General features: G+C 64.3%; 14 protein-coding genes and 2 pseudogenes. 8 read left to right on the top strand and 8 right to left on the bottom strand.

Features of this window, described 5'->3' with window-relative positions; all coding sequences use genetic code 11:
- Positions 1-464: 464 nt before the first annotated feature.
- The 5 genes from ACVWW3_RS28095 (at position 465) to ACVWW3_RS28075 (ending at position 4,776) form a co-directional block, all read left to right on the top strand.
- The gene (locus ACVWW3_RS28095) at positions 465-1,334 is read left to right on the top strand and encodes a VOC family protein (RefSeq protein ID WP_456647961.1); all 870 of its coding nucleotides are present in this window, start codon (positions 465-467) and stop codon (positions 1,332-1,334) included.
- 201 nt (positions 1,335-1,535) lie between these two features.
- On the top strand, positions 1,536-1,784 hold the full coding sequence (locus ACVWW3_RS28090) for a hypothetical protein (RefSeq protein WP_456647962.1): 249 nt from the start codon (positions 1,536-1,538) through the stop codon (positions 1,782-1,784).
- Positions 1,785-2,102: 318 nt separating this feature from the next.
- Positions 2,103-2,765: an FABP family protein gene (locus ACVWW3_RS28085; protein WP_354050414.1), complete on the top strand. Its 663-nt coding sequence runs from the start codon at positions 2,103-2,105 to the stop codon at positions 2,763-2,765.
- A gap of 19 nt (positions 2,766-2,784) precedes the next feature.
- Complete coding sequence (locus ACVWW3_RS28080) at positions 2,785-3,495, top strand: RibD family protein (protein ID WP_247351280.1); 711 nt, start codon at positions 2,785-2,787, stop codon at positions 3,493-3,495.
- 9 nt (positions 3,496-3,504) lie between these two features.
- On the top strand, positions 3,505-4,776 hold the full coding sequence (locus tag ACVWW3_RS28075) for a flavin monoamine oxidase family protein (protein WP_456647963.1): 1,272 nt from the start codon (positions 3,505-3,507) through the stop codon (positions 4,774-4,776).
- Positions 4,777-4,866: 90 nt separating this feature from the next.
- On the opposite strand, the gene ACVWW3_RS28070 is transcribed toward ACVWW3_RS28075, so the two are convergent.
- The 7 genes and pseudogenes from ACVWW3_RS28070 to ACVWW3_RS28040 all read right to left on the bottom strand — a co-directional run bounded on the left by ACVWW3_RS28070 (position 4,867) and on the right by ACVWW3_RS28040 (position 10,212).
- The gene (locus ACVWW3_RS28070; protein ID WP_354050408.1) at positions 4,867-5,181 is read right to left on the bottom strand and encodes a hypothetical protein; all 315 of its coding nucleotides are present in this window, start codon (positions 5,179-5,181) and stop codon (positions 4,867-4,869) included.
- Between the two features lie 177 nt (positions 5,182-5,358).
- Positions 5,359-5,928, bottom strand: a complete 570-nt coding sequence (locus ACVWW3_RS28065) for a cysteine hydrolase family protein (protein ID WP_456647964.1) — start codon at positions 5,926-5,928, stop codon at positions 5,359-5,361.
- A 144-nt stretch (positions 5,929-6,072) separates the two neighbouring features.
- Positions 6,073-6,420, bottom strand: a complete 348-nt coding sequence (locus tag ACVWW3_RS28060; protein ID WP_456647965.1) for a DUF3088 domain-containing protein — start codon at positions 6,418-6,420, stop codon at positions 6,073-6,075.
- An 86-nt stretch (positions 6,421-6,506) separates the two neighbouring features.
- Positions 6,507-7,086: pseudogene (locus ACVWW3_RS28055) on the bottom strand (hypothetical protein).
- Positions 7,087-7,281: 195 nt separating this feature from the next.
- Positions 7,282-8,595 carry a tetratricopeptide repeat protein gene (locus ACVWW3_RS28050; protein WP_456647967.1) on the bottom strand — a complete coding sequence of 438 codons (1,314 nt, stop codon included), beginning with the start codon at positions 8,593-8,595 and terminating at the stop codon, positions 7,282-7,284.
- 15 nt (positions 8,596-8,610) lie between these two features.
- Positions 8,611-9,621: an aldo/keto reductase gene (locus ACVWW3_RS28045; RefSeq protein ID WP_456647968.1), complete on the bottom strand. Its 1,011-nt coding sequence runs from the start codon at positions 9,619-9,621 to the stop codon at positions 8,611-8,613.
- Positions 9,622-9,786: 165 nt separating this feature from the next.
- Entirely contained in the window at positions 9,787-10,212 is a 426-nt protein-coding gene (locus ACVWW3_RS28040) for a PaaI family thioesterase (protein WP_456647969.1), read from the bottom strand.
- A gap of 68 nt (positions 10,213-10,280) precedes the next feature.
- Between ACVWW3_RS28040 and ACVWW3_RS28035 the strand changes: the two genes are divergently transcribed.
- Both ACVWW3_RS28035 and ACVWW3_RS28030 read left to right on the top strand, forming a co-directional pair.
- Positions 10,281-10,910 carry an NUDIX hydrolase gene (locus ACVWW3_RS28035; protein ID WP_456649731.1) on the top strand — a complete coding sequence of 210 codons (630 nt, stop codon included), beginning with the start codon at positions 10,281-10,283 and terminating at the stop codon, positions 10,908-10,910.
- Positions 10,911-10,980: 70 nt separating this feature from the next.
- A pseudogene (locus tag ACVWW3_RS28030) lies at positions 10,981-12,196 on the top strand (hypothetical protein).
- 144 nt (positions 12,197-12,340) lie between these two features.
- On the opposite strand, the gene ACVWW3_RS28025 reads toward ACVWW3_RS28030, so the two are convergent.
- Entirely contained in the window at positions 12,341-12,658 is a 318-nt protein-coding gene (locus tag ACVWW3_RS28025; RefSeq protein ID WP_456649732.1) for a hypothetical protein, read from the bottom strand.
- Between the two features lie 195 nt (positions 12,659-12,853).
- Between ACVWW3_RS28025 and ACVWW3_RS28020 the strand changes: the two genes are divergently transcribed.
- The gene (locus ACVWW3_RS28020; protein WP_456647971.1) at positions 12,854-13,333 is read left to right on the top strand and encodes a hypothetical protein; all 480 of its coding nucleotides are present in this window, start codon (positions 12,854-12,856) and stop codon (positions 13,331-13,333) included.
- Positions 13,334-13,494 lie beyond the last annotated feature (161 nt).

Here is a 13,494-nt window from a genome sequence, read left to right as displayed (position 1 = left end):
TCCGCTTAAGCTTCTCTCATCGGTGGCGAGATGGAAGGTGGCGAGGTTGACGTCGGCGAGTTCTTCCTCGTTGAGCGTGGTGAACTGGCCGGGCGCGAAGTTCGGTCTTTGTTGAGGCTCGCTTGGCGGCACCGCGGACGCCATCGCGCTTCCCGCCAGCGAAAAAGTCAGTCCGGCGAATCCGAGCGCCGGGACTGCGGCTTTGGTCATTCGCCTCTTTTTCGAAGCTTGCTTCGTTCGTCGCATGGCCGCATCCTCCATGGTTGGAAGAACGATCTTCTGCAATGATGCTACGCCGAGCAATCAACGCGGGCAAGATTCACGTGAGCACGAAATGTAGTGGCGCTCGTTCAGATCGCATTCATCTTCATGAACGACATCGCGGCGAGTTCCTGTCGATGACACCGGGCTGCGGCGCATGATGCAGTGCGCAATGGTCTGCCCGCTCGAACGGGGAAGCTAGCTTGGTCGATCTACCCGGACGCTTCGTTTGGTACGAGCTTCTGACGACGGACATGCCGTCGGCGGCTGCTTTTTACGCGGAGGTCGTCGGCTGGGCCGTGAAAAATGCGTCGAGCGCGGAATTGGCTTACTCGCTGCTGACTGCGGGCGAAGCTCCGGTCGTCGGGCTTATGGATCTCCCCGAAGAGGGGGTGCGAATGGGAGCTACGCCGAGATGGCTCGGCTACGTCGCCGTCGATGACATGGATGCGAGGACCGCGCAGATTCGCCGGCTTGGAGGCGCGATCCTGGTATCGCCGACCGACAGCAACATCGGCCGCATTGCAGTGGTCGCCGATCCGCAAGGAGCGACCTTTGCGCTGGTCACCGGGCTGACATATGGCCAATCGCAACCGAGCGGGCCGGACCAGCCCAGGCGCGTCGGCTGGCACGAGTTGCTGGCCGAAGACCGAAGCAAGGTCTTTCCGTTTTACGGCGAGCTTCTCGGCTGGCAACGGGCCTCCGCCGACGCCGGCCCGGCAAGCGTGTACGAGTTGTTTTCGGCGGCCGGGCAGACGATCGGAGGCATGCTCACCAAGCTTCCGAGCGTATCGCAGGCGTGTTGGCTCCATTACTTCAATGTCGAGGACGTCGGCGCGGCGGCCCGGCGGATCAATGCTGGCGGGGGTCGGGTTCTCCAGGAACCAATCGAGTTGCCCGATGGTTGCTGGATCGTGCGATGTGTCGATCCTCAAGGCGCCCTGTTTGCGCTGCAGGGGGCGTGGGATCAGAAGGGTATCAAGCGATCCTCCGCCCCGGAAGTCAGCTGGTCTGCCAAGTGGGGTGGTATTGCTACACAGGGCAGGATGGTGCTTCCCAAGACGAAACGCTAAGCTGAGACGTTTCGAGGGTCACCGACCGTTCCGCCGCCAACGCGGAGGATCGACAAGAGCGCCCGTTCAGCAGTTCGTCATGCGCAGCCCCGAGCTTATTTCCGGAACCAGATCGTGCCCGCCCATTGCTGGCACTCTGCTTGCTCAGTCAGGACCAAAGTCCGGCCTTGGTAGAGAGGTCGTTTCAGGTTGAGGCAAGCGATGCAAGATGTGTCCCGTTCTGGTGCTGCCGGCGAACTCCGGCTCGATGGGTTGATCGCCGATTTGTGGTGGCGCGTTCGACTCATCAACACCGACATTATCGAGGAAGAAGCCCGAGCGCGCGTGTTCGACGTGCATCAGCCGGAATATCCGCTTCTCGCACTGAACCTTCGCGCCCGGCGCGACAATTTGGTCTCGACGATCGGCGTGCTCGAGCAGCGTGCGAGATCAATGTCGGAAGCTGCTTGAGGGGGCGTTCACACCGGAAACTTCAGCGGCGTCAGCTCCGGCGCGCAAATACCAGCTGCCGGCGGCGCAACGGGAGCGCCGAACACAAAATCTTGGGAAGCGTCGGCATCGTCCGGGACCACCGGAATCAACCTGAGGTCCGCGACCACCGTTACTAGACGTCCTGGCGGCGGAGCCGAACTCAGGAGGTTCGGCTCCGCTTCGCCTCATGTATCGTCTGCGCGTGGCGCTTGTGTCCATTCGCGATTGTGAGGCTTGAGCACGAGCCACGCCCGCGCTCTCATGCTATTCCTGCCTCGCAACGACGCGAGGACATCCATGCTGCCCCTTCCCGCCGACATCTTCACCGAGCCCGCGGACGTCTCGCCCGACGGTCTTGCCAATCTCGGTCCGCTCCGCCGTCTCGCCGGCGTCTGGCAGGCTGACAAGGGTATCGACATCAATCCGAAGGCGGAGGGGCCGGAGCGGCGGACCTTCATCGAGCATATCCGGATGGACCCGATCGATCCGCAGGCTAACGGGCCGCAGCTGCTTTACGGGCTGCGCTATCACATCCACATCAACACGCCCGAGGAAGACATCACCTTCCATGACCAGGTCGGCTACTGGTTGTGGGAGCCCGCGACCGGGCTGATCATGCAGACGCTGGCGATCCCGCGCGGGCAGGTGCTGCTGGCGTCGGGCAAGGCCGGGCCGGACGACAAAGAGATCTCCGTTACAGCGAAGCGCGGCGACACCGCTTACGGGATTTGCTCGACCGACTTTCTGGAACAAGCGTTCCGCACTGATGCTTACCGCTGCGACATCACCTTCAACGGCGACGGCAGCTGGACCTATCTGATCCAGACCGAGTTGTTCGTGCGCGGCGCGCCGTTCAACCATCGCGACACCAACACACTAAAACTCGTCGCGCCGCCAAAGCTCAATCCCCTCGCGGTGATCGTGAACGATCGGGCCAACGGGAATGGGCCGGCCGCCTGAATTCCGACCGGAGATTCGCATGAAGCCCTACGTGATCTGTCTGATGCATTCCAGCCTGGATGGCCGCACGCATCCCAGCCGCTGGCGCCCGAAGGCGGCAGGGACGGACTGGTTCGAGAAGATCCATGACGAGCTCGGCGGCGATGCCTGGGTGATCGGCCGCGTCACCGGCTCGGAGTTCGCCAAGGGCAAGCCCTATCCCACGACGACGGACGCGAAACTTCCGCGCGAAAACTGGTTCGCGCGACGCGACGCGAAAACCTATGGCGTCGTGCTCGATGCGCAGGGCAAGATCGGCTGGGGCCGCTCCGATATCGGCGGCGATCCGATCGTCGTGGTGCTGACCGAGAGCGTCTCCGATTCCCATCTCGCCGGGCTCCGCCGCGAGCGCGTGTCCTATATCTTTGCCGGCAAGTCCGAGATCGACCTCGCGCTGACGCTGGACATTCTCAATCGCGAGCTGGGCGTGAAGCGCTTGCTGGTCGAGGGCGGCGGCGTCGCCAATGGCGCATTCCTGCGTGCCGGCGTTATCGACGAATTCAATCTGATCCTGAGCCCTGCGATCGATGGCGCGAAGGGCGCACCCTTCGTGTTCGATTCGACCGACGCGGACAGCGAGCAGCGCGCGCCACTGACAGCGATGACGCTGGAAAGCACGCGGGCGCTGGGCGGCGGCGTGCTGCTGCTGCGCTATCTCATCCAGAACGACCCACAGGCAGCGGGCACGTAAAGCATCGGCATGCCGGGACAATCAGAGCACATCGTCATCGTCGGCGCCGGCGCGGCCGGCCTGACGGCGGCCCGCGAGCTGGCGCGCACCGGCAGGACGGTGACGATCCTGGAGGCGCGCGAGCGCTGCGGCGGTCGCATCCATCCGCTGTCGACTTCGGAGTTCGGTTATCCCGCCGATGGCGGCGCCGAATTCGTCCACGGTGAGGCGCCGGTTACGCGCGCGTTGTTGCGTGAGGCCGGGCTATCCCTTCAGGGGATCGAAGGCGAGCGGTGGAGCTTTGACGGCGCAGACATCATGCGTGAGGATCGCCACGATCCGCATGAAGCGGAGCTGCAAGCCGTGCTTCGGGAGTTGAACGACGACCTCACCGTCGCCGAATTCCTGCGCCGGCATTTTGCCGGGGATGATTATGCGCCGATGCGCCATTCGATCGAGCGAATGGTCGAAGGCTACGACGCGGCCGACCCCGAGCGCGCCTCCACGCTGGCGCTGCGCGAGGAGTGGATGCACGGCGGGCACTCTCCGCAGGCGCGCATCGATGGCGGCTATGGTGCGCTGATTGACTTCCTGGCGGCGGAGTGCCGCAGGCTTGGCGTGATTTTTCGCTTCGGTTGCGTGGTGTTGGCGATCGAGGAGGCCGGCGGCACGATGGCGGTCCGCTGCGCCGGCGGCGACGTGCAGGGCTGCGATCGTGTGATCCTCACTGTTCCGTTGCCGTTGTTGCGCGACATCGCGCTTCCGGAGAGCGCACGCGGGAAAGCCGCGGCTGCCGACGAGATCGGCTTCGGCAACGTGATCAAAATCCTGCTGCGCTTCTCACGGCCATGGTGGCGCGAGCGCAAGCAGGAGCTCGCGAACATGACCTTCCTTTTGTCCGACCAGGCCATCCCGGTGTGGTGGACGCAATATCCGAACGGGCATCCCGTGCTTACCGGCTGGTTCGGCGGCCCGCGCACGGCAGCGCTGTCGCACCTCGACCCGCAAGCGCTGGTCGATGCCGGGCTCGATTCGCTGGCGGCTATTTTCAAGCAGCCGCGCGGAGAGATTGCGCGTGAGCTCGTGGAGGCCGCTGCGACCAACTGGGCGCACGATCCCTACGCTTGCGGCGCCTATTCCTGGGCGACGCCGCGAACGCGCGAGGCGCAAACGATCCTTGCGCGCGCCGACAGCCCGGTGCTGTTCTCCGGCGAGGCGCTCTATCGCGGAGCCGACATGGGCACAGTCGAAGCGGCGCTGGCGAGCGGTCTGGAGACGGCGCGTATGATCTTGCGGGGATAGCTGACGAGCAAGAAAAAGGCCCGCATCCCCGCGGGCCCCTCGTCTTACGGGCCCCTCGTCTTACGGGCCTGCGTCTTACCGGCCTGCGTCTTACCAGCGGCTGCCGCCGAAGCTGAACGTCACGCCGGGACCGCCGCGGCCGTAAGCTCCGTACGGTCCTCCGCCGTAATAGCCGTGATGCCGCGGGTAATAGCCGTAGCTGCGGTAGTGCGGACGATGATAGCCACGATGGTGGTGAGGACGCCAATGCTGGCGATGGCCATAGTGGTGCCTGTGCTGCGCGCTGATATCGGTCGATTGGCCTTGCGCGTTCTGCTTCGCACTTGAATTGTTGGCCGCGTTTGCCGCCGTCCCGCCGGCAAGCGCCGCGGCACCGACGGCCATCGCGACAAAGAGATACTTCATGTCATCACTCCAGTTGAATGTCGTGTGACAACAGATGGGCAGGCTGCGCGTTCCAGCCAGTGCGGGCGTCGAAACGACGCAGTTCATCGACGCAGTTCATGGATGTATGATTCGCGCGACTGTGTGCGTTTCGTGAGATTTATTGTCGCATCACCGGCGTAGATCGCAACTCTGCCATCAGTCTGCCGCGAATGACGCAACCACGTCATCGGTAGTGACGATGCGTGCGAATTCGCCGTTGAGATTCGACAGCGTCATCGCATGGATCCCCTCGGCGGAATGCTTGTCGCCATCCGGCCCGACCCGCTCGAACGTCCAGGTCGCATCGCGCACCAGATGCGCGTCGAAGCCGAGATTTCCGGCCATCCGCGTCGTCGTCTCGACGCAATGATTGGTGGTGGCGCCGCAGATAACGAGCGTGCCGATGCCGCCTGCGCGCAAGCGCTTTTCCAGATCGGTGCCGATGAAGGCGCTGTTGACGCGCTTGACGATCACCGTCTCGCCCGGCTGCTCGCGCGCCTCGTCCTTAACGGCGTAGCCGGAGTTTTGGGGAAGAAACGACGATGTCGGCCTGGTGCCCTCATGACGGATGTGGAAGATCGGCGCGCCGCCCGTTCTGAACGCCTTCAGGAGATCGGCAATGCGCCCCACCGCATCCGGATTGTTGCGCCGCTTGCCCGCCGCCTCCCATTCGTCGAACGCGCGCTGGACGTCGACGACGATGAGGGCGGGGAGGGGGCGAGGCATCAGGAGCGGCTTTCGGATTTGCTTGCTGCACCGATTATGCGAGGCGAAGAAGATAACGCGCAATGTCAATCTTCCCTCGTTTTACGACGGAAGGTCCGTAGCCCGGATTTCGCTGCGCTCCTTCGGGCTACGCGCCCACACCCATCACGGATGCGGATCGGGAAAACCGTGGCGGTCGGAGAGTGCGGCGAGGATTGCGTCTTTGTCGGCAATGAACGCGCGGCCCTGATGGCTGCCGGTCTGGTGCGGCGAGGTCGCTCCGTCAGCCAGCACGAGCAGCGGCAGCGACTGGTTCTCCTCGCCGACCAGCGCGATCACTGGCTGCCGCGGGCGCGGCCACGCGATGCGTTCGACGTCGAGCTTCTCCGCGAGCTGCCGAAACGAAACCAGCACGCCCTCGATCAGCGCGCAATGCCAGCAATAGAAGCGGCGTCCCGGAAAGGCCGGATCCTCGAAACCGGGGCGCAGCAGAAACAGGCGGTCGCGCGTCATGGGTCGCTCCGAAGCATGGCCGCGATCATACACAAATGACTGATGTCCGGGGTATGCGCTCCGGTTTTCGTCAGGACAGGATGCCGCTACTTGAACGGATCCTGGATCGACCGGCGCCGACTGCCTGATACGCCGCACGCTCACCGGCGTGCCGTCGGAGACGAACAGCAGTTCGTAGCGACGGCCTTCGCTGTCGGTGGCCGAGCAGGTCACGTCTGTCACCTTCTTGGCGGCGAAATTTCCGGTCTGCCGGCAAACTCCGGTGGAGGTCTGCTCGGCCGGCACCGGCAGCCCGTCGACCTTGGGACGGTCCTTGGAGTTGAGCAGCATGCGGTCGATCGGCAGCTCGTAGGAATTGTCGTCGGCGCGCTTGCCGTTCTCGCCGGAGAACGACACGACGTGGTTGCCATCGGAGGGATCATCGACTGCGACCGCGAAATTGACCCGGCCGCTGCCGCCATGGGCGTAGGCCACCGTCTTGCAGGCGAAGGTGCGGCCGGCGACCTTCAACGTCTTGCAGTGGCCTGACATCAGCGCCAACAGGTCGATAAAAGCGGTCTGCTGTCCGAGCGGGTTCTTGACGGCGATCGGCGCGAAAGATTCGGCAAGACAAGGGCTTGCCGAGGCGAGAAGGGCGGCAGCGAGCACTGGGCGGCAGAGGCGCATCAGAAGGCTCACATGCCTGGGAACCACGGAAAAGTTCCGTCCAATAACCAGCGAACCGCAAATTGGTTGCGATCCCGTTTGTTCTGCCGAACCCGCCTGGAATACCACCGCGTCACCCCAACGGCGATTTGCCCTGTCGCCAACCCATTCCCAGCCGGCACTTTCCGTCAGCCGGGTGTTTTTTTCGTGGCAAGGCTATCCCATCGCCGCCTGCCAGCGCGCATCGCGCAAGGATGGGCGGCGGTGCAGGCGGGCATCGAGCAGGGCGCGGGCGCGGGGCAGCTCGCCGCTGCGCATCAGAGCGACAATAAAGGTGTCCTCAATCAGCTCGCGCTGGGCATGGCTGCCGCCAAGGCGCACGACCTCGCTGAGAACCGGCGCGAGCATTTGCACGCATGCCGCGTAATCCTCGTCCGCGAAGGCTGCCAGGGCGCGGCAGACCGCCGGCACCACGGGACCCGCCGGCAGCTTGCCTTCAGTGAGCCGCTGCTCGATCACGGCAAGACGCGCGGCGAGCGCCTCGCGATTTTGCGTCGCAGCCGCGAACAGCGCCATGTGGATGTCGGCGAAGGGCAGGCTCGATTTCGGAAACAGTTTTTGCGCGGTGGCATCGCCTTCGACCCACAGCGCTCTCGGCACCGCGTGGCCGTAAGCCGACAGGCGCCAGAGCAGGGACGCGGCGTCGGTGACGACGTTGAGCGGCGGCGCCTGTGTGGCCTGCGGCTGCAGCACATCGGCATAGATTGCAAGCGCCCGCGCGGCATCGCCATGCTCCAGCGCGCCGAGCGCCTGATGCCAGCGGATATGGCCGTGCAAAATTCCGGCGCGGTCGTAAGAGGGAATCCAGTCGTCGACGAGCCGGTCGGCCGCCACGATCGAACCGTCCTCGAACATCGCATGCAGCACGGCGTGCGCAGCGTGGGCATTCTGCCGGCGCAGGTCGAAGCCGCGCTCGGTGACACCGCGGCCGCGCGCGACGTCGCCGTTCTCGGTCATCGCCCAGCCGTACATCGTGAGGAACCACCAGTCCTCGCCAAAGTGATGGGCGACGCGCTCGCACAGCTCTTGCCGCGCGCGGTCGTGATCGGCCATGCCGGAGAACGCGAACAGGCCGAACGCGCCGAGCGGCAGCGACAGCACCAATGCGTCGCGCGGCCACGCCTCGACGTGCTTCATCGTCGCCGCGATCGCCTCGGGCAGCCGGCCCTCGATTGCCAGCGCCAGCGTCTCGACATGCGAACGCTCGCGTTCCGTGCCGTGTTTCGCAACGAGCCCGCGCGCGAGCGCCGCCCTGCTTCGCGCGAGATCGCCCTGCTGGTAGAAGGCATGGACGCGGGCGCGGGCGATATGGGGAAGCGCGAAGTCCGGATCGGCCGCAATCGCGTGCTCCAGCGCTTCCGCCGTGCCGGTCCAGCCCGCCAGCATCAGGTCGATGCCCTCGCGATAAGCGCGTGCCGCTTCATGCGAGGTGGTGGAGAGCGGCAGGCCGTAGCGGTCGTCAAGCGCCATCGTCGTCTCCGCGATTCAAGCCGTCCGCGCGCGGCGGCCCTCGATCGGATAGGCGGGGTCGTTGTAGCCCGGCGTCGAGGGATGGCCCGGCGTCACCAGACGGTCGATCAGCGCCTCATCATCCGCAGTGAAGCGGTAGTCGAGCGCGCTGATGTAACCGTCCCATTGCTCCTCGGTGCGCGGGCCAGCGACGATCGAGGAGACGAAGGCGGAGTTCAGCACCCAGGCGACCGCGAACTGGCCGGCGGTGATGCCCTTCTTCTCGGCATGGGTCTTGATCTCCTGCGCGAGCTGAAGCGATTCCGGCCGCCATTCCGTTTGCATCATGCGGGTGTCGTTACGGCCCGCGCGCGTCTCCTTGTCGGGAGTTGCATCGGGCTTGTATTTGCCGGTCAGCACGCCGCGCGCCAGTGGGCTGTAGGGCACGATGCCGAGGCCGTAATAGGAACAGGCCGGGAAGTGCTCAACCTCTGGCATGCGGTTCATGGCGTTGTAATAGGGCTGGCTCACCGCGGGCCGGTCGATGCCGAGCCGGTCGCAGATGTTGCAGATTTCGGCGACACGCCAGGCGCGGTAGTTCGAGACGCCGAAATAGCGCACCTTGCCTGCGCGGATCAGGTCGCCCATCGCGCGCACCGTCTCTTCCAGCGGCGTCGCATGATCTTCCTTGTGCAGATAGTAGATGTCGATGTGATCGGTGCCGAGCCGCTTCAGGCTTTCATCCGCCGCCTGCAACACCCAGCGCCGCGACAGGCCGACACGGTTGGGATCATCGCCCATGGAGTTGGCAAGTTTCGTGGCGAGCACCCAAGCGTGACGGTTGTTGCCGATCGCGCGTCCCACGACCTCTTCGGATGCACCCTTCGAATAGGCGTCCGCGGTGTCGATGAAATTGATGCCGGTCTCGTGTGCTTTCGCGATGATGCGCTTTGAGGCAGCTTCGTCGGTCGGCCCGCCGAACATCATCGTGCCCAAACAGATCGGCGACACTTTGAGGCCGCTGCGGCCGAGTTGGCGGTATTGCATGGGCTGGCTCCTCAGTGCTTCATTGGCCAACAGCATATCCAGCTAGCTCCGTCATTGCGAGCGCAGCGAAGCAATCCAGAGATGCATCCGCGGAAAGAGTCTGGATTGCGTCGCTGCGCTCCGCAATGACGAAGTTGGGCAGCGGTGGCGGCCTGATCAATCGATCTACCCCGGCCCCTTCAAAATCTTGAACACGCCATTTGCCATCACCACGCAACGGCCATCCACCGTCACCTCGGTGCTCATGAAGACGAGGCTGCGCGTCGAGCGCACCACGCGTGGGCGGGAAATCAGGATGTCGCCGATCTGGCCGGCTTCGACGAAATGGGTGTCGAGTTGTACCGTCGCCATGAACTCCTTGCCGGAGGCGTAGCGGGCGGTCATGCCGCAGGTGCGGTCCGCGAACGTCATCATCACGCCGCCCTGGACCATGCCGCGGCGGTTGTGGTGCTTGTCCTCGGTCGCAAGGGCGAATTCGTATTGGCCGTCGACCTTGCGCTCCCACAGGGGACCGATCAGGTGCATGAAGCCCGTGGTCTCCAGGATGGTCCAGCCGTCTGACTTGAGCCTTGCGGCCGTCTTGTTGGTCATGTGGTCGTCCATTCCTGCGCGGGCCTTGCGATCTCATTTCATCGGGGCCGGACGTGGTGTAGTCAAGCATCATGAGACCGTTCGACGATGCCACACGACGGAATATCGCGGCCGCCTGCGCTGCCTTCACGCGGCTGCCGGAGGATGAAGCGCCGGCGGCGTTGAAGCGTGCCGCAGTGGTGGTTGCGCTGACCGCGGCCAGCGAGAGCGATGACACGGCGTTACTGCTCACGCTGCGTGCATCGCATCTGCGCGCTCATCGCGGCCAATGGGCCTTGCCCGGCGGACGCTGCGATGCCGGCGAGACGCCGATCGAAGCGGCGCTGCGCGAACTCGACGAGGAGCTTGGCCTCCGTCTCACCAGTGCAGAGGTGCTCGGCACGCTCGATGATTATCCGACCCGCTCCGGGTATCTGATCACGCCTGTCGTGGTCTGGGCCGCCGACAGCGCTGCGATCGAACCAAATCCGGACGAGGTGGCTTCGGTTCACCGCATCGCTCTCGCGACGATCGAGCGCGACGACGCCTTCGATTTCGTCGCGATCCCCGAGAGCACACGCCGTGTGATCCGCTTCCATCATCAGACGAGCCTGATCCACGCACCGACGGCGGCACTGATCTACCAGTTCCGCGAAGTACTGGCGGGACGGCACACCCGCGTCACCGAGCTGGAACAGCCGGTATTCGCCTGGAAGTGATGCAAGAGACGAAAAAAGAGGTAAACGGCGCGTTAACGTGACGGTTACCGGCTAGCTGCTAAGAGGGGGCATGCATCGATCGATTCGAAATGCCGTGAGGCTGGTTCCACTCGCGTTCGTCCTGCTCGCGCCCGCCGCGCGCGGTGGCGAATCCGACGCGCTGCCGCCGGCCGTCAGCAATGCCAGAGCCCAGCTCTTGTCGCAGTTCTTTGCGCAGGGTGGAGCGTCGCCGGCGGTGCTCGAATATCGCCGCAAGCTGCAGGAATATCAGGCGGCACGCGGCGCCTTCGATGAGGAGGCTGGCGCCTATTGGAGCCAGATCTCCGAGAAGCGTCGTGGCCGCAACGCCAAGCGGCGCAGCGGACAGCAGGTCACGCTAGAGGACTACGTGCTGGAGCATCCGCCGCTCTATAACGGGCCGAAGCGACCGGTGAATCCGGAGCCGGAGGAAGCCCCGGACCGTCCCACCAGAAAGCCGATACCCGTGGTCGCCGATCTCCTGCGCGCGGCGCAGGAGCTCTACCAGTTCACGCCGCAACGGCCGTCCAGCGAAGTAGAGTTCAAGCGCGTCTATGCACGCTACGCGCTGGCCTCGGGGCTGACGCGCGAGCAGGCGGTGCGGGGTCTATGCGTTCGAAACCGGCGGCACCGGCAATTACGACGTGCAGGCGGGCATCGAGCATGGCGGCAAGCGCGCGATCTCGACCGCGATGGGCTACAACCAGTTGCTGACCACCAACAGTGTCGAACTGCTGGCCGAGCAGGGCCATGAACTCAACCGCGCGCTCTCCGACAAGGTAGCGCGGACCTCGGGCCCGGCGCGCGAGTCGCTCGAGCACAAGCTCACGGTTCTGAAGAAAATGGTGGCGCATGCCAAGTCGGTGCCCGACACCTGGTCGGAGCACGAGAAGATCGGCAACACCGCGCAAGGCTGGGCCATGCATGCCATGGTGCTCGACATCGATATCGGGCCGATGCTGCAGACCCACAAGCTGCTCACCTCGGTGCTGTTCGCGCGCACCAAGGGGTACAGCCGTCCGCTCACTGCCGCCGAGCTCGAGATGATGAACCTCACCGGCGACGGCACCGGCCTCGACATGGTGACGATGCCGCAGGCGATGCGCGAGCAGGTGCCGACCTCGAACTTCTTCCAGCGCGGCGGCTACGAGCGCAACCCGGTCGCGATCCGCCACAACACGGTGGCGAAGCTGCTGGCGGTGACGGATACGCGGATGGACAGCAACAGCAACAATGCCGGCGCGCGGGAGCTGGCGGGGGCGTTTTAGCTGGCGTCAGAACAGGTCGATGTCATGCCCCGGCTCGACCGGGGCATCCAGTACGCCACGGCTTCTCCGTATCCCCATCACGGCCTCTGGAATACTGGATCACCCGCTTTCGCGGGCGATGACACTGAGTGTAACGCGCCGCCCCTACTGATCCGACCCGAACTTGAACTTGCCGTCGCCTTCCAGATAAGGGCCGCTGCGCATATAGAGCTGGCCGTTGTGGCCGATGAAGAACAGCGTGCCCTTCGGCACCTTCTTGGCACCCTTCAGAAGGTCGCCGGCATTGCTGGTGCCCATCTTGTAGGAGAAGGTCTTGCCTTCCTTGTCATAAGCATAGCCCGTGTCGGGCTTCAACTCCCACGGCGTGGCCGCGGTCTGCGCCGATGTGGGAGCCGCGAACGTACCGAGCACTGCTACGAGTGCAGCCGAAACAAGCGCAAATGTCTTCTTTGAAAATATCATCATCCATCCTCCCCGCCATTGGGGTTGCCCGTCTTGAACAAATCACGAACGGCATTTACAGGTCAACCTGTGTAAGTGCCGCAGCGCATCACGTCTTGCCCAGCAGTTTGTGATTTTCCCATCGTCCCCGCGCGACTATGTTCCGCTTTCCGTCTACAACGCAATTCGACAAAATATTGGGTAGGGATGATTCGGATGCACCATGTCATTAAAGCCTGCTGGGCCGCCGCGCTGCTGCTGACGGCGCTGGCGCCGGCCGCCCGGGCCGATGACTACCAGCTCAGCCACAACCAGCGGATTTCATGCAGCCGCGGCCTGGCCCCGGGCAAGCTCAACACCGCGACCTGCAAGTCCTACACCTACCTCTTCAATACCAAGACCTCGGAATATTTCCGCTGCCAGGTCTCACTGGCGCTGACCCGCGACAACAAGGAAGTCATCAACGTCCAGACCGACGGCAGCTGCACCAAGAAGCCGCGCGTCTTCGAGACCGACGGCCATTACGATTTCGACGCGACCGAGACCGAGCCGCCGAACACCAATTCGTTCTTCGGCCCCGGCGGCTACTCGGTCTGGGCCGCCGACGTCAGCGCGCAGAAGGTCCGCGGCTGCATCATCATCTCCTCCGGCCTCGGCTCCGACATCTCCAAATGCCTGGACATGACCTTCCAATGAGGGTTTGCCAGTAAGGGCTTGCCAGTAAGGGCTTGCCAGTGAAGGGTTGCGAGTGACGGTGCGCTCCCTCCTCGCTTGCGAGGGAGGTTCGGGAGAGGGGGTATCCGCAATGGGATAACCCCCAGAGGAGAAAGCCCTCACCCGGCGCTTCGCGCCGACCT

Source organism: Bradyrhizobium sp. LM2.9 (genome assembly GCF_054056555.1).
Note: the sequence above shows the minus strand (reverse complement) of the source record. Positions and strands in the feature narration are given on the sequence as shown.

What these genes read in the sequence shown, in the direction of transcription:
- ACVWW3_RS28085 (WP_354050414.1), top strand. Translation starts at nt 2,103, where the DNA reads ATGCTGCCCCTTCCCGCCGACATCTTCACCGAGCCCGCGGACGTCTCG.
- ACVWW3_RS28050 (WP_456647967.1), bottom strand. Translation starts at nt 8,595, where the DNA reads ATGGCGCTTGACGACCGCTACGGCCTGCCGCTCTCCACCACCTCGCAT.
- ACVWW3_RS28045 (WP_456647968.1), bottom strand. Translation starts at nt 9,621, where the DNA reads ATGCAATACCGCCAACTCGGCCGCAGCGGCCTCAAAGTGTCGCCGATC.
- ACVWW3_RS28060 (WP_456647965.1), bottom strand. Translation starts at nt 6,420, where the DNA reads ATGACGCGCGACCGCCTGTTTCTGCTGCGCCCCGGTTTCGAGGATCCG.
- ACVWW3_RS28075 (WP_456647963.1), top strand. Translation starts at nt 3,505, where the DNA reads ATGCCGGGACAATCAGAGCACATCGTCATCGTCGGCGCCGGCGCGGCC.
- ACVWW3_RS28065 (WP_456647964.1), bottom strand. Translation starts at nt 5,928, where the DNA reads ATGCCTCGCCCCCTCCCCGCCCTCATCGTCGTCGACGTCCAGCGCGCG.
- ACVWW3_RS28070 (WP_354050408.1), bottom strand. Translation starts at nt 5,181, where the DNA reads ATGAAGTATCTCTTTGTCGCGATGGCCGTCGGTGCCGCGGCGCTTGCC.
- ACVWW3_RS28040 (WP_456647969.1), bottom strand. Translation starts at nt 10,212, where the DNA reads ATGACCAACAAGACGGCCGCAAGGCTCAAGTCAGACGGCTGGACCATC.
- ACVWW3_RS28090 (WP_456647962.1), top strand. Translation starts at nt 1,536, where the DNA reads ATGCAAGATGTGTCCCGTTCTGGTGCTGCCGGCGAACTCCGGCTCGAT.
- ACVWW3_RS28025 (WP_456649732.1), bottom strand. Translation starts at nt 12,658, where the DNA reads ATGATATTTTCAAAGAAGACATTTGCGCTTGTTTCGGCTGCACTCGTA.
- ACVWW3_RS28080 (WP_247351280.1), top strand. Translation starts at nt 2,785, where the DNA reads ATGAAGCCCTACGTGATCTGTCTGATGCATTCCAGCCTGGATGGCCGC.
- ACVWW3_RS28020 (WP_456647971.1), top strand. Translation starts at nt 12,854, where the DNA reads ATGCACCATGTCATTAAAGCCTGCTGGGCCGCCGCGCTGCTGCTGACG.